The sequence below is a fragment of the Vibrio pomeroyi genome (assembly GCA_041879425.1).
GTDB classification, from domain to species: domain Bacteria; phylum Pseudomonadota; class Gammaproteobacteria; order Enterobacterales; family Vibrionaceae; genus Vibrio; species Vibrio pomeroyi_A.
The window spans coordinates 539,177-554,564 of sequence record CP090854.1 but is presented as its reverse complement, the minus strand read 5'-3'; the positions used below and the strand labels follow the sequence as shown (position 1 = coordinate 554,564).

Sequence of the window (15,388 nt, the reverse complement as noted above, 5' to 3'; positions counted from 1 at the left end):
TATGGCTTATGGATAGCTTTCAATTCGATGAAGTATCAGAACTAGAAATGCCTCGTGCAACTCAAAAAACACGCTCTAAACCACTCAAGCGCAAGTGGCGTGAAATCGAAGCAATCAACGATCGTAGGCAGCTTGAGAAAGAGCTAAGAGAGATGAACCTCGGTCTTGATTTTAGCCTTGACGATATAAAGCTTTAATCAGCACGATAAGAAATCAGATAGCAAAAGGCACCTATAAAGGTGCCTTTTTTATTGTCTAGACTCTTTCATCCGTTCAAAGCGCCGCATTAAGACCTAATCATCTAATATAGAGGGAGTCTCAAACTCTCGCCTCTTATATAGAAGACACTTCGAAATGGGAGTGACTCACTCTTAATTATCTAAACGCACTCTTGCTCATTTTGTCGAACGCGAGCTGCGAGCTGGCGATATTGGTCAGCAATCGTGTCCCCAAAAACAGGGTCGTCTTCTGGTTGAAGCCACTGTGACTCGACCTCTTGCCAATCCTTAACCGTGAATGCATTAACAATCATTGGCAACACATGCTTCTCTTCATACTCCATGTGCTTACGCTGAGCTTTCACAAAGCTCTCAAGTTGGTCAATGAACACCTGTTGCGGCACCACAGCATCTTGGAGAATCATATCAACCACGCCTAAGAAGTCGGCTGTTTTCTCAGATAGCAACTGATGCTCGAGCTCCAAGTCCTCAATCGCTTGGTCACTGCCATATTGCTTAAGGTAGTAGCGATAAATGACGTCTTCTTTAGGGTGATGTACTTTGTCTGAGTGGTTCATCAAGTAATGAACCACCTCGGCGATCAGGCTATAGTTAATTTCTCGCTCCTGCTTGAGGAACTCTAATTTATTGTTGAGTATCGCGAGTAAACGAGCCATATAGCCATGCTCTCGTCTTATCCTTTCAATCATCATAGTATTGCACTCCATTACACCTACTATTTATAAGTGTATACGAAGATGCTGATTTATGATTTGACCCTGCTCAGAAAACCACCAACCTACACTTCTGCTGGTAAATGCCAGTCGATAGGTTGTTGATCCATAGAAGAAAGCAGCTTATTGGTTGTTGAAAAGTGCTGACAACCAAAGAAACCGCGACGTGCTGACAATGGTGAGGGATGAGGTGCAGCCAACACATGGTGCTTGCCTGTATCAATCGCTTGGCCTTTCTTCTGGGCATGTGCGCCCCACAACAAGAAGATGATCGGTTCCGAGCGCTGGTTTAGTTCCGCAATAATAGCATCGGTAAACGTTTCCCATCCACATTTCGCATGTGAGTGTGCTTTTGCCTCTTCTACTGTAAGCACAGTGTTCAACATCAGCACCCCTTGCGATGCCCAAGCATCAAGATAACCGTGGCTAGGGATCTCAAAGTCCTCTATATCTTGTGCGAGTTCTTTATACATGTTGCGTAGAGAAGGCGGGATTTTAACGCCGGGCAACACAGAGAATGCTAAACCGTGTGCTTGATTGACGCCGTGGTAAGGATCTTGCCCTAAGATAACCACTCGCACTGATTCGAAAGGCGTCATATCGAAGGCGCTGAACACCTGCTCTTGTGGCGGGTAGATGGTTTTCCCACTATTACGCTGCTGTTCGACGAAAGCGAGAACACTCTGGAAGTACTCTTTCTCACGTTCATCATTAATAATGGATTCCCAAGTCTTTGGTGTGCTCATCGTTTTACTTCCCAATCATCAAGGTTTCTAGGTTTCGCCAGACAAAAAAATAGCTGTATCGGCTAACTGTCCTAAATAAGGCTTTAGGGCGTGTTGACCTTTCGTGGTTAAATTTTGTTCGAGATAAAAGCGTTTTAATCGCGGCGAGGGAGAAGTAGCCTAGTCATTCTAAGCAAATCTCCCTCAACAAAGAGTAAAACGCTTTTAGCCGAACCCTCCGGGCAGCGTTTGCTGGTCATTTCTACTGCGTTAGCGGCTTCTCATGTAGGCTAGCTACACGTCAAAGCCTCTGCCTTGTATAAATACCCAGCAACTCGCTGCAAAAATCAGCTCGAAAGATCAACACGCCCTATTTATACCTCATACAGCTATCAATAAACATGATGTGTAGGGTTCACTTGTTGATGAATCATAATAATCAGTTCAAGTTGTGTTGATCTCGATTAACCACTTTTCTGCTGTGTGCGATGGTGACCGTGGCTATGTACGTGACGGTTTGGGGTCGGTAAACGGCGAGCAAAAGAAACAGTTGAAGTTTGGGCTTTTGAATACATAAAGGCACCTCCTCTAAGACATCGTGAAATACATATTCACTATAAGACTATGAAAGAAAGGTGCCAATTTTTACAAATAGAAGAACGTTAATTTTCCTCTCTATTATTACGCCTCTTCACTCGCGACCGTTGCTGAGCGATGAAATATTCTAAGTTGTTGAATTTCCTCTTTCCAAATCGTCGAATCAATCGTTTCTAAGATTAGAGGGATACCGTTGAAGCGAGAATCTGAGGCGATATACTCAAAACAATCCCAGCCAATTTCGCCTTTTCCTAAAGAATGGTGTCTATCAACTCGACTCGCGAACTCAGCTTTTGAATCATTGATGTGCATTGCTCTTAGATAGTGCATGCCCACAATGCGGTCGAACTCTGCAAAAGTATGCTCACACGCTTCTTTTGTTCGCAGGTCATAGCCCGCAGTAAAAGTATGACAAGTATCTAAACACACGCCAACACGCGATTTATCTTCTACTTGCTCGATGATCTCTGCTAGGTGCTCAAACTTCCAGCCCAAGTTAGTACCTTGGCCTGACGTATTCTCGATCACCGCAATCACATCTGGAACCGCTTGATGAGCGAGGTTGATCGACTCAGCGATCTTAGCCAAGCACTCCGTCTCAGAGATCTTCTTAAGATGACTGCCAGGATGAAAATTCAAAAGCGTTAAGCCAAGTTGGTTACAACGCTCCATCTCATCAATAAAAGCTGCGCGCGATTTCTCGAGCTTCTCTTCTTCTGGTGCGCCTAGGTTAATCAAGTAGGAATCATGAGGAAGAATGTGCTCGGCAGCAAAGCCCAACATTTTGCAGTTGGCTTTGAATGCACTAATGGTTTTGGCTTCTAGTGGCTTTGCAGCCCACTGTCTCTGGTTTTTAGTAAACAGTGCGAACGCATTAGCACCGATCTCACGCGCACGCATGGGTGCCTGATCAACACCACCTGCCGCCGACACATGAGCACCGATAAACTTAATATTTGTTTCAGGTTTTGAGGATGAAATTTTGTTTGTCATTAAATCACTTTACACTTTCAGAATGCATCATAAATAAAGGGTCATATCGGTTGTAGTTCAATTAAAACACAACAAATGTAGTAAAATTACACCAAATAAGACTGTTAAATATTTTTTATACTTTAAAATATTTTGTAATTACTTTGTTTTCAAAGGTTTTATTGATTTACCTCAATATAATCACCTTTGTAAAAATATGGTTTTTGGTTGTTTTTTGACTTAAATCAATGTTAACCTTACAAACATTAGGTATATATTACCCAGCTCAATAAAAATCGAAAGTTAACACCATAATCAAACCACGTTCAGTGGACTAGGAGATAGTTATGATCCAAGGTATTCAAATTACTAAAGCAGCAAACGATGACCTACTAAACTCAATCTGGCTACTAGATAGCGAGAAGAATGAAGCTCGTTGTGTTGTTGCTACTGCAGGTTTCGAAGCTGACCAAGTTATCTCAGCTGCAGACCTAGGCGAGTACGAAAGCCGTGAAGTTGCAATCGAAGCAGCACCACGCATCGAAGGTGGTCAACACCTAAACGTTAACGTTCTTAAGCGTGAAACGCTAGAAGATGCAGTTGCTCACCCAGAGAACTACCCACAGCTAACAATCCGTGTATCGGGTTACGCTGTACGTTTCAACTCTCTAACAACTGAACAGCAACGTGACGTTATCGCACGTACGTTCACTGAGTCTCTATAATCTCAGTAAACTAGAGTGTTAAAGATTTAAAAAGCTTGGTCAGAAATGGCCAAGCTTTTTTCGTTTTAGAGTTACCCATTTTTTATAGCTAACTGTCTCAGAGCAAGTTCGGATCACTCTTGATCAACCCATCACGCTCACCAACTCGATCTAACTATGGCGCGTTTCGTTGAGAAGGATCTTTAGTAAAGGCTTGCGCTAACGATGTTGGATCCACATTGTCTCTTTGCAACGCTGTACCTTGCGCCCACCACATCAGTTGATGGAACGTTCGGTTCATGTACTCATCCCACTGTGCCTGTTCTGACTCTTGAACAACACAACCCTCTTCATCAAACACTTCTTGTGCTTTAGGCAGATGAATCATCGCAGAAACGGGTAAACAACCTAACTCTGATAAGAAAGTTCTCATTGAAACGGAGGCTCTTGCTCCGCCCCACTGACCGGCAGAATAGGTCACAATCGCGCTCGGTTTATATGAGAATAACGAGCTACCAAAATGGTTGAGAATATTAGCCAGCGCAGGGCTCATCGAATGATTGTATTCAGGGCTGACCATCACGTAACCATCTGCTTTTGCGATCTTGTCCGCTAACTCAGCAAGATGTGCTGGTACTTTGGAACGATGATAAGAAAATTCAGGCTTAAATACGTCACCAAAATCGTAATTCAATGGGTCGATAATCTCGACGGTATGCTCAGAGTGTTTATCCGCCAGTAACTTTGCACACGCTTTGCTGACTCTCATCCCTAATCGGGCTGGTCTTGGTGGTGTGCTCTCACGTACAGAGCCAAGAAAAATCAAAAAATTCATACTATCCCTTTCTATTTAACTTTGGTCAGTTCAACTGCCAAGCTTGAGCTAACCTCAAGCTTAAGAAACTACTTCATTAGAGCTTACTGGTTAAAAGCCATCAGGCAATAAAAAAGGTGAATGATTGCTCATTCACCTTTCTCTTAACCATCTAAGTTTTTCACATAACGTTTGTGAAAAATTACGCTGGTTGAACTCGACGAAGTACCGCTTTTAGCGCTTCGAAATCGTTATCTAGATCTTCAGACAACAACTCCATCGCCGCGTGTTTTGCTAGCGGGCCAGGCAGTTCAATATCAGAACCTAGAATGTCATCAACCACTTCTTTGAACTTCGCTGGGTGCGCTGTACATAGGAACAAGCCAGTTTCGTTCTCTTGCAGTTGCTCTTCCAATAGACGGTAAGCAATCGCACCATGTGGTTCACATAGGTAACCTTGTGCTTTTAGGTCGCGTACTGATTCAGCACTCTGCTCGTCAGATACTTTACCCTTGCCTAGTGTGTCTAAGCCCCAACCTTTCAGTTGGCAAAGCTCTTCGATACGAGGCCAGTTGTTCGGTTGGCTTACATCCATCGCGTTCGATGTTGTCGCAACGGTCGGTTTTGGATCCCATTGACCTGTTTCTAGGTAACGAGGAACCGTATCATTTTCGTTAGTTGCAGCAATGAAACGCTTCACTGGTAGGCCAAGCGCTTTCGCTAATAGGCCAGCTGTTAGGTTTCCAAAGTTACCGCTTGGTACAGAGATAACTAAGTTTTCACGTTGCTCTTTGGTTAGCTGAGAAGCCGCTTCAAAGTAGTAACAGATCTGAGCCATTAGACGACTGATGTTGATAGAGTTTGCCGAGTTAAGGCCAATCTCTTTACGCAGTTCAGCGTCATCAAATGAGTCTTTAACCAGTGCCTGACACGCATCAAAGTCGCCATCAATCGCCACAGTGTGGATGTTCTTGCCCAGCGTACAGAACAGCTTCTCTTGCAGAGGACTGATCTTGCCTTTCGGGTAAAGAATCACAACGTTGATGTCTTCCATACCGTAGAAAGCATGCGCAACCGCCGCACCAGTATCACCTGATGTTGCAGTTAAGATAGTGATTTGACCACCATCTGAAACTGCTGCTAAAGATTGAGCCATAAAGCGGCCACCGAAATCTTTAAATGCCAGTGTTGGGCCGTGGAAAAGCTCAAGTGCGTAAACACCGTCTTTTACTTGGTTGATTGGCGCAGGGAATTGGAACGCTGCGTCAACCATCTGGTCAATTTGCTCTTTCGACAGTTCATCACCGATAAGCGCCGACAAAATCTTTGAGCTACGAGGGACAAAGTCCTCTGCTAGCAGCGCATCGATATCATCAAACTTTGGCAGTTCTGATGGGAAAAATAGACCTTGATTACGACCTAAACCTTGACGAACGGCTTGGCCAAAAGAGACTTGTTCATCATTTTCTTTGATGTTGTACAGTTTCATAACTCACTTCCTGTAACGATCGAACCTTGCTTATCTAGGCGACAAACGTGAACGAATCCTTCTTCATTTTGTACGTAATTTTGTTCTAACCAGCGTGCAACACGCTCGGCGACATCTTGTTCTTTGCAAATGCTAAATAGAGTTGGGCCACTACCAGAAATACCAGTAGCCAATGCACCTGCCGACAGCGCGTATTTACGAGCGTCAGCAAACCCTGGAAGCAGTTTCTCACGATATGGTTCAGCGATCACGTCTTTGATCATCTTCGCCGCCAGTTCAGGTTGACCTGAGTGACACGCGTGGATAAAGCCCGCTAAGTGGCGACCATGAGCAATGATATCCTGACGACGATACTGAGATGGTAGGATCTCTCTCGCTTCTGCCGTTGAAACCTTAATGCCCGGATAAGCCATCACCCAGTACCAGTCATCAAAACACGGCACTTCTTGGCTAATGATGCCTAGCTCTTCAAGCATTAATTGCACACCACCAAGGTAACATGGTGCAACGTTATCGTAGTGAATACCGCCTGAAATCTTACCTTCCATCTCGCCCATCAGAGCAAGCAGTTCAGTTTCATTCAGTGGTTGACCGTGAAAACGGTTTAGCGCATCAAGCGCCGCTACGATTGAACATGCACTTGAACCTAAACCAGAACCGATAGGCATGTTCTTTTCGAGTGTCATTTCTAAAGGCTTTAGCGCAACGCCTTTTTTATCAAGCTCTCTAGAGAACACCACCCAGCAGTCGTAGACGATGTTTTCTTTGGCTTCAGTCGGCAGCTTAGAAACAAAGCTGCCTGCTGTTTTAAGTGAGAATGGTTCATCACCTGCTTTAACCATAACTCGGTCACCCAGCAGTGTGCCATCCACTGGAGACACCGCGGCCCCCAGCACATCAAACCCTACACTGACATTACCGATTGATGCAGGAGCATAAACGACAACATCCATATCACTTGAACTCATTCCTAAACTCCTAATTTCCAACCAAGAGTACGCATCACATCAGAGAATACGCCTGCAGCTGTTACTTCAGTACCAGCGCCGTAGCCACGAAGTACTAACGGGATTGGTTGGTAGTAACGGCTGTAGAATGCCAGCGCGTTCTCGCCATCTTTAATCTTGAACATTGGGTCGTCGCCATCAACAGCAGCGATGCGAACCTTACATTTACCATCGGCGATCTCACCAACATAACGAAGTACTTTGCCTTCTTCTGCTGCGATAGCTGACTGCTCTTGGAAGTAAGCGTCTGCTTCTGGCAAGCGAGCCATGAACTCTTCAACCGTACCTGAATCATCAAAACCTGGTGGAAGCGCTTGGTCTACTTCAACGTCTTCAAGTTCAAGTGCCATGCCAGCTTCACGAGCAAGAATAAGCAGCTTACGCGCCACATCCATACCTGATAGATCGTCACGAGGATCCGGTTCAGTAAAGCCGTTGTCTTTAGCAATGTTGGTTGCTTGGCTTAACGTCATACCTTCATCAAGCTTACCGAAGATGTAAGACAGTGAACCAGAAAGGATACCGTTGAACTTCTCAAGTTCATCACCTGCAGAGATTAGGTTCTGTAGGTTTTCAATGACCGGAAGACCTGCGCCTACTGTTGTTTCGTACATCAGCTTACGACGTGAGTTACGTGCAACTTCACGAAGCTGATGGTAGTAAGCCATGCTAGCTGTATTCGCTTTCTTGTTTGGTGTTACCACGTGGAAACCTGCCGCTAGGAAGTCTGCGTACTGCGCAGCAATACCTTCACTAGACGTACAGTCAACCAATACCGGGTTGATGATGTGGTTACGTTGAACCAGAGCCGCTAAACGAGCTAGGCTGAACTCTTCTGTCGCGCTCGACATGCGATCGCGCCATTGCTCTAGCGGTAAACCTTCACTGTCTAGCAATAAGCCTTTGCTGTTTGCTAAACCACATACACGAATCACGATGCCTTTTTCAGCCAGTTTGCCTTGCTGACGCTGGATCTGGTCAACAAGCTCACCACCAACACCGCCAACACCCACAACGAATACGTCTAGGAAGTGCTTAGAGTTAAATAGGTTTTCGTGACACGCTTTGATTGCTTCTGAAATTTTATCTTCAGGGATAACCGCAGAGATAGCACGCTCTGATGAGCCTTGAGCAATCGCAACGATGTTCACGTTCACTTCAGCTAAAGAAGAGAAGAACTGAGAAGCGACACCGCGTGAAGTACGCATACCGTCACCCACCAGCGTTACAATCGCTACATCGTCCATAAACTCAACTGGCTCTAATAGACCATCTTTAAGTTCAAGTTCAAATGCGTCAGACAACACTTGCTTCGCTTTTACTTTATCTGCCGACTCAATACAGAAGCTGATGCTGTATTCAGAAGAAGATTGAGTAATAAGGACAATAGAAACGCCAGCTGAAGACATCGCACCGAATACACGGCTCGCCATGCCAACCATACCCTTCATACCTGGGCCTGATACGTTAACCATCGTTAGGTCACTTAGCGTCGTGATGCCTTTGATTGCTAGGTTGTCTTCGCCAGTGTCTTGACCGATCAAAGTACCGGCACCCTGTGGGTTAAAGCTATTTTTGATCAAACAAGGAATATGGAATTGTGCGATAGGAGCGATGGTTTTCGGGTGTAGAACCGAAGCGCCAAAGTAAGAAAGCTCCATTGCTTCTTGGTAGCTCAGTGACTTAAGCAGACGTGCATCATCGACTAAGCGTGGGTCACAGTTGTAAACGCCATCTACATCTGTCCAGATTTCACAGCAATCAGCACGTAGACATGCCGCTAGCACTGCTGCTGAGTAGTCAGAGCCATTACGGCCAAGAGTGACTAATTCGCCTTTATCATTACCTGCTGTGAAGCCCGGCATGATGTTAACGTGACCTTGTGGAAGTGGCGATTGACGGAAGTTCTGAGTCGACACATCCACATCAACCATAGCTTCAAGGTGATCACCTTTAGCGTATAGGTATTGAACTGGGTCAATCAGGCTTGCTGGTTGGCCTTTTGCTTCAAGTACCGCTTTCATTAACTGGATAGAGATTCGCTCACCTTTACTGATGATGCGAGCATTGACGTGGTTCGGACACATACCAAGTAGGTTGATGCCGTTCACGAACTGCTTTAGCTGAGCAAGAGAGGTATCAACCTGCTCTTGGAACGCAGTACCATCAATCGAAGGTACAACCGCTTTAATCTCTGCAAACAGCGCAGTAAATGAAGATTCGATCTCTGTGATTTGTGCGTCAGCTTCACCATTTTTCAGTGCAGCTTCAATAACAGCGACCAACTTATTGGTTGTTTTTCCTGGAGCCGATAGTACAACGGCTAGCTCTTCTTGCTGGGCATTATTAGCGATGATATCAGCCGCTCGTAAAAAACGATCTGCATCAGCTAATGATGAACCTCCAAACTTTAAAACGCGCATCCCTTTCTCCATAAGTCATAAAAATGGTACAAAAAAAGGCCTGTATCTTGTTGGATACAGGCCTTTTTTTTAAAATCCGTTACTTAGCAGCCTGCCCCAACAATGTTAATGTCGGTAATAATAATGGTTGTGGTCATTACTAGGTGGCTTACGTGCTGCATATCAAATTCTCTGCTTGTGCTTTACTCTACGTGTATCAATTTTTACCACTAGACGTCAATGAAAAGTTGCGTTTTTTTTACATTCACACCGTTTTTCAGAGCAAACCATCATTTAAGGGATAAATCACCCTGTATGCACCTGTAATTCAGATCGTGGATTTATCCTATAAACACTCAAGAGTGATTAATTGCATATATAGTCATAACAAAATGCTATATCGATTGTTCAGCAAGCATACAAGAACTGTGCTTTAATTGAACGATAACGTTCAAAGAACAATAATAATGACATCAGGAGTGGGAAGTGAAGAGATTACTTATTCTTTTAGCCTTTGCTATGCCTGTTGTTTGTTCAGCGAACAGCTTCCCCCTGTTAAGCAACCTGCCCCTATTACCCGGTCAAATCGATCGCTCTTCTCATAAGTTCTTTATCTCAACTCAAAATGCATCGAGCGAAAGTTTCGATACTTGGAAAGTCGACAGTGGCTACGCCTACAGTTTGTTTGATGATGTTGATCTTTATGTCGGTACACGTATAAACAGTGCGTCTTTGAAAAGTGAAAGTGGATTCTTGAGCGGTGTCAGTTATCAATTCTCTGAAAGAATCTCTTTCAACAGTTCTCTTCATACCTATAAAGATGAAACCGAAGAGAATGAAAAGTCTGTGGCTGCGGAAGTTTCAAGCCGAGTTCAACTAACGGACAACTTGGATCTGCATGCCACCCTTGATTATGAAGAGTGGCAGCAAGGTGTTGAAGTGGGATTAGGGTTTCGCTTCTAACCCAATAAGCTTGTTACCCATTAACAACTGCGAATCAAATCGCCGTTATGATTCGAGCAGCAGCTCCGACGAAATTAACACGCCATTCCAATCGGCATAAATGTAATCACCAGGCTGAATCAGTTGGTTATGCACTGTCAGTGTCACATTCACTTGGCCTACGCCACGCTTCTCGGTTTTGAATGGTGATGCACCTAGCGCCTGAACACCCAAGTCCATTTGCGACATCATGCCAACATCCCGCACAGCACCATTAACGATCACGCCCTCCCAACCATTTTCTATTGCAAGAATAGCGAGCTGGTCACCAAGCAGTGCTTTTTGGCACGAGCCATTTCCGTCAACAACCAGTACTTTACCGCTGCCGTCGGTCGCTAAAACCTCGCGAACCTTGGAATTATCGTGATAACAACGAACTGTTACAATTTTTCCCCAGAACGCACCACGTTGACCGAAGTTCTGTAATGGAAGGTTAAGTAGGGTGACTTTGCTTTCAAACTCATCACACAAGTCGGGTGTTATATCGTGCATATATCCTCCGTGAGTAAGGCGCTACCTGTTAAGTCAGGCTTACCTCTATGCTTTTATATGTTATTAAAATTAATCCTTTGTTTTCATTGTTCTATGCTCAATTTAATCATTAATTAAAGTTGATTGAGCATATTTATCTACTAGACTCTAAGGACAGCTTTCCGCTTCCTTGGTTCATAATCAGGTCTTTAGCATGCGAGATGTGAGAACTATCTCGAATAACCATTCTGGTTTTGATGCTAAATAATCACCATAACACTGGTTAAGTTGTAGCCATACTATTAAAGTTTGTTGCGATACGGCAATTGATGTAAATCAACAAAGTGAATGGAATTAACATTCTCGCGTTGTTAGCATGCTGTTAACATTATAGAATCCGTTGCAATCACTAAAAGAATGATTGAAAGGCGTACTGGATCTACGTTATTGGGCAATACTTCAAGGAAGGCAGATAGCTGGAAGTAAGTGTTTTTTTGAAAACTTTAAGTTATCATCAAAAATACATTACCTGTATGTTATGTTTTTGCCTAGAATTTATTCTATTAGCACAGTTTCGTCACAAATTTAGGTACCGCCAAATGCAAACCCCGCAGATTCTTATCGTTGAAGATGAGCAAGTAACTCGTAACACTCTAAAGAGTATTTTTGAAGCAGAGGGATATGCTGTTTTTGAGGCTAGCGACGGTGAAGAGATGCACCAAGTGCTATCTGACAACCAAGTTAACCTTGTAATTATGGACATCAACCTTCCAGGTAAGAATGGCCTACTACTTGCGCGTGAACTACGTGAGCAAGCAAATGTAGCGCTTATGTTCTTAACTGGTCGTGATAATGAAGTTGATAAGATCCTTGGCCTAGAGATCGGCGCTGATGACTACATCACTAAGCCTTTCAACCCTCGTGAACTGACTATCCGTGCACGCAACCTTCTTAACCGTTCAATGAGCACAAGCTCTGTTCAAGAAGAAAAGCGTAGCGTTGAGAAGTACGAGTTCAACGGTTGGGTACTAGATATCAACAGCCGCTCTCTGGTTAGCCCAGATGGCGAAGGCTACAAGCTACCTCGTTCAGAGTTCCGTGCTCTACTTCACTTCTGTGAGAACCCAGGTAAGATCCAAACACGTGCTGACCTTCTTAAGAAGATGACTGGCCGTGAGCTTAAGCCACACGATCGTACTGTAGACGTAACAATCCGTCGTATTCGTAAGCACTTTGAATCTGTTTCTGGTACGCCAGAAATCATTGCAACGATTCACGGTGAAGGCTACCGATTTTGTGGTGACCTAGAAGACTAATTCGATTCTCGCTTCTAGTCGTTTAGCACTTAGTGTTTTTAACAGTAGAAGCGCAATCAATAGTTATTAAAAAGGGAGAATGCCAACGCATTCTCCCTTTTTTGTTGTTCATTGTTCGCTAAGGTTTAGTAAACCGTATCAACCTTAACGTCTTTCTCCACCAGCCACTTCACGGTTTCGCCATCTTTCAGTTCAACCGCAACATCAACAGGCTTGTCGCTGTCGATCTCTAGTTGCCATACAAAAGCGACTTCCCACTGGGTTTCACTGTGCGTTCTTAAATCAAGATCGTCAGCCGTCACTAACAAGGTATCTGCACCTTGTTTTACCGTAACGCTTTCAACCGCTAGCGTTGCTGGCAGCTCTGAATCTGACTCTAGGTAGATAGCACCATGCAGTGTCTTATCTTGAGTCTCTCCGATCGTTGGCATCTTGTTGTGCCAAAGATTGCTTTTCATTGTTACTGTCGTTGCAGATACTTCAACTTGGTTACCTTGCTGCCATTCTACTTGCGGTGCTGAACAACCTGCTAATGCCACTACGCATGCGGCGAATGCTAATTTTTTCATTATTCTTCTACCTTTGGTTTAACCAACTTTTTAGGACTTCAATGTCATTCTGGTATTCGTTATTAATTTCATCGACCCAATCTGAAATATTCTCCCACCAAGCAGGCATATCTGGAGACTGGGCTTTCTGAGCAACTTGCTGTATGCGTTTCAAACCAATCGAACCTGCCGCGCCTTTGATCTTGTGCGCCTCAGAAACGATACTGGCTTGGTCTTTCGCGACCATGTTGGAATTCAATATTTCCATATACTCCGGCATCATATCTTCAAACATCGCGATGCTATCCAAAACCGGTTTCGGTCCAACAATGTCAACATAAGACTCTAGCATATCAATATCAAGCAAAGTGGTATCAATAGATGAAAGAACTGGCTTACTCTCTTCACTCTTTTCAATATTTCCGACTTTCTCGACCACCTCTGGTGCATCCTCGATAAGCTCACTGATCACATCTTGGATAGCACGAACCGACAATGGCTTACTGATCGCTTCGTCCATGCCTTTCTGGAAGTACTCTTGTTTGTTGTTGAGCACGTTGGCAGTTAACGCAACCAAAGGCGGTAACTGGCTGTACTTCTCGCGGTAGTATTGAGCAATATCGAAGCCAGTCATATCTGGCAGTTGGATGTCCAACAGTACCAAGTCATAATCTTCAGGGTTGAAGGCAATTTGCGCCTCTTTACCCGTCATCACCACTGTCACTTCGTGACCCAAGCTTTCAAGTAGAGAGCGAGCCACCGTGATATTCAGTTCAATATCTTCAACCATGAAGATCTTAAGATTCGACTGCTTTCTTGGGGTCTTAATCAATGCTTGAGTATCGTGATTAACAGGAACTCGAATCGATACCGTAAAGGTACTACCAAAGCCCTCTTCACTGGTGACTTCGATGTGCCCATCCATCATATTGATCAGCTGCTGCGACACAGCTAGGCCAATGCCTGTGCCGACCGCATGCAGATTATCCGTTCCAGATTTCACCTGATAATACATCGCGAAGATCTTCTCGATTTCACTTTCAGGGATACCAATGCCGGTGTCTTCCACTTCCATAGTAATGTTGGCAAAGTCGCCATCAATGTCGGCGCTGACTGTCATCACCACACCACCATCTTTGGTGAACTTCATCGCGTTACTTACGAGATTCCACAACACCTGTCTCAGGCGAGTACCATCCACTTCAACGGCAGCAGGAAGATCAGACAACCTTTCTAGATCGAATCTCAATCCTTTTTGTTCAGCCATCAATGCAGAGATACTTTCGATCTCAACAACGAAATCTTCAAAGTTGATTGGGGTTGGGAATAGCTCAAGCTTGCGACGGTCGAACTTATCCATGTCGATAATATCGTTGAAGATATTACCCAGTGTCACTGCGCTCACCTTGATGGTTTGCATCTGCTTACGCTGTTCCGTGGTCAGCTGGCTATCAAGCAACATACGGCTCAAACCAATAATGCCGTTAAGCGGCGTTCTTAGCTCATGACTAATGGTTGAGATAAAGGTGGTCTTATCACGACTGGCCTTCTCTAGCGACTCTTGATGCTCTTTACGCTCGGTAATATCACGACCAAAACCCACTAAGCCTAAGTGGCGGCCATCTTTGCTGTAGAAAGGTACTTTACGCAGTTCGAAGTAGCTCTTACGTCCGTCAGGATATTCAAGCCATTGGTCATAAGTGAGCGCTTGGTTATCGGCAAACACCTTCTTATCGGTTTCCACAACTTGTTGAGCGACCTCTTTGCTGTAGACATCCCAAGGCGTCAAACCGACTAGCTCTTTTTCTGTTTTGCCAGTGAGCTCTTCAACCGCACGGTTACAACCAGAGAAAACACCCTCTTCATTGCGATAGTAAATAAGGTCAGGCGAGGCATCGATAAAAGAACGCAGTAGCGCAGTACGTTCAGCTAACTCAAGCTGAGTTCGTTCACGTTGAAAGACTTCATTTTCGAGATCATGCATCGCTTCAGCGCGTGCTTCTTCTGCTTTTTCACGCTCTTCGATTTCTTGATTGAGCTTCTCGATGTTGAGTTGCAGTTTATTGTTGAGCTCTTGGTCTCGCTCACGCATGTCACCAAGCTTAGAGACCAACTTCGCCAATCTTTGACGCGACTCTTCCAGCTGATCAACCACCACGGACAGGAAGTAAACCGCCCAAGGTGTGATCACTAAACCGAAGAAAACTGAACGGACAATGTCGATATCATCAACATTACCTTTGAGTGCGAGGGTTATGCCGACTTGCACAACAACAGCGAGGGCAACAAGCGCTAGGGCGAGTAAGATAGAAAAGCGGACAATCCCCAGTTTTACGAGTAGATCCACGTAATACTGGGCGAGATTTTTCATGGGTTTCATTTAGCGCTC

General features: G+C 44.5%; 14 protein-coding genes, 1 pseudogene and 1 other annotated feature. Of the genes and pseudogenes, 5 read left to right on the top strand and 10 right to left on the bottom strand.

Annotated features, from left to right (window positions below):
• The first annotated feature begins 8 nt into the window (after nucleotides 1–8).
• Complete coding sequence (locus tag L0992_02520; GenBank protein ID XGB67602.1) at nucleotides 9–197, top strand: DUF3545 family protein; 189 nt, start codon at nucleotides 9–11, stop codon at nucleotides 195–197.
• Nucleotides 198–379: 182 nt separating this feature from the next.
• Here L0992_02520 and L0992_02515 read toward each other — a convergent pair whose 3' ends face one another.
• The 3 genes from L0992_02515 to nfo all read right to left on the bottom strand — a co-directional run bounded on the left by L0992_02515 (nucleotide 380) and on the right by nfo (nucleotide 3,267).
• On the bottom strand, nucleotides 380–931 hold the full coding sequence (locus L0992_02515) for a hemerythrin domain-containing protein (GenBank protein XGB67601.1): 552 nt from the start codon (nucleotides 929–931) through the stop codon (nucleotides 380–382).
• An 86-nt stretch (nucleotides 932–1,017) separates the two neighbouring features.
• Complete coding sequence (gene ung, locus L0992_02510; GenBank protein XGB67600.1) at nucleotides 1,018–1,698, bottom strand: uracil-DNA glycosylase; 681 nt, start codon at nucleotides 1,696–1,698, stop codon at nucleotides 1,018–1,020.
• Between the two features lie 660 nt (nucleotides 1,699–2,358).
• Complete coding sequence (nfo, locus tag L0992_02505; protein XGB67599.1) at nucleotides 2,359–3,267, bottom strand: deoxyribonuclease IV; 909 nt, start codon at nucleotides 3,265–3,267, stop codon at nucleotides 2,359–2,361.
• Nucleotides 3,268–3,593: 326 nt separating this feature from the next.
• Between nfo and grcA the strand changes: the two genes are divergently transcribed.
• Nucleotides 3,594–3,971, top strand: a complete 378-nt coding sequence (grcA, locus tag L0992_02500; GenBank protein XGB67598.1) for an autonomous glycyl radical cofactor GrcA — start codon at nucleotides 3,594–3,596, stop codon at nucleotides 3,969–3,971.
• 154 nt (nucleotides 3,972–4,125) lie between these two features.
• On the opposite strand, the gene L0992_02495 is transcribed toward grcA, so the two are convergent.
• The 4 genes from L0992_02495 to thrA all read right to left on the bottom strand — a co-directional run bounded on the left by L0992_02495 (nucleotide 4,126) and on the right by thrA (nucleotide 9,683).
• Nucleotides 4,126–4,785, bottom strand: coding sequence for an NAD(P)H-dependent oxidoreductase (locus tag L0992_02495; protein ID XGB67597.1), 660 nt, complete (start codon nucleotides 4,783–4,785; stop codon nucleotides 4,126–4,128).
• 181 nt (nucleotides 4,786–4,966) lie between these two features.
• Nucleotides 4,967–6,253, bottom strand: a complete 1,287-nt coding sequence (thrC, locus tag L0992_02490; GenBank protein XGB67596.1) for a threonine synthase — start codon at nucleotides 6,251–6,253, stop codon at nucleotides 4,967–4,969.
• The gene (gene thrB / locus L0992_02485) at nucleotides 6,250–7,206 is read right to left on the bottom strand and encodes a homoserine kinase (GenBank protein XGB68672.1); all 957 of its coding nucleotides are present in this window, start codon (nucleotides 7,204–7,206) and stop codon (nucleotides 6,250–6,252) included. The genes thrC and thrB overlap by 4 nt, the downstream gene beginning before the upstream one ends.
• A gap of 17 nt (nucleotides 7,207–7,223) precedes the next feature.
• On the bottom strand, nucleotides 7,224–9,683 hold the full coding sequence (gene thrA, locus L0992_02480) for a bifunctional aspartate kinase/homoserine dehydrogenase I (GenBank protein ID XGB67595.1): 2,460 nt from the start codon (nucleotides 9,681–9,683) through the stop codon (nucleotides 7,224–7,226).
• A 29-nt stretch (nucleotides 9,684–9,712) separates the two neighbouring features.
• Nucleotides 9,713–9,831, bottom strand: a sequence feature (Thr leader region).
• A 317-nt stretch (nucleotides 9,832–10,148) separates the two neighbouring features.
• Between thrA and L0992_02475 the strand changes: the two genes are divergently transcribed.
• A complete protein-coding gene (locus tag L0992_02475; GenBank protein ID XGB67594.1) occupies nucleotides 10,149–10,625 on the top strand; it encodes a ribonuclease regulator in 477 nt (158 codons plus the stop codon).
• A gap of 45 nt (nucleotides 10,626–10,670) precedes the next feature.
• Here the strand turns inward: L0992_02475 and L0992_02470 are convergent, their stop codons facing one another.
• On the bottom strand, nucleotides 10,671–11,156 hold the full coding sequence (locus L0992_02470; GenBank protein ID XGB67593.1) for a putative 4-hydroxy-4-methyl-2-oxoglutarate aldolase: 486 nt from the start codon (nucleotides 11,154–11,156) through the stop codon (nucleotides 10,671–10,673).
• 47 nt (nucleotides 11,157–11,203) lie between these two features.
• Here L0992_02470 and L0992_02465 point away from each other — a divergent pair.
• Both L0992_02465 and arcA read left to right on the top strand, forming a co-directional pair.
• A pseudogene (locus L0992_02465) lies at nucleotides 11,204–11,362 on the top strand (ribonuclease activity regulator protein RraA).
• Nucleotides 11,363–11,734: 372 nt separating this feature from the next.
• Entirely contained in the window at nucleotides 11,735–12,451 is a 717-nt protein-coding gene (gene arcA, locus L0992_02460) for a two-component system response regulator ArcA (protein ID XGB67592.1), read from the top strand.
• 125 nt (nucleotides 12,452–12,576) lie between these two features.
• On the opposite strand, the gene L0992_02455 is transcribed toward arcA, so the two are convergent.
• Nucleotides 12,577–13,020, bottom strand: a complete 444-nt coding sequence (locus L0992_02455; protein ID XGB67591.1) for a hypothetical protein — start codon at nucleotides 13,018–13,020, stop codon at nucleotides 12,577–12,579.
• Nucleotides 13,021–13,027: 7 nt separating this feature from the next.
• Entirely contained in the window at nucleotides 13,028–15,379 is a 2,352-nt protein-coding gene (arcB, locus tag L0992_02450) for an aerobic respiration two-component sensor histidine kinase ArcB (GenBank protein XGB67590.1), read from the bottom strand.
• Nucleotides 15,380–15,388: the final 9 nt, after the last annotated feature.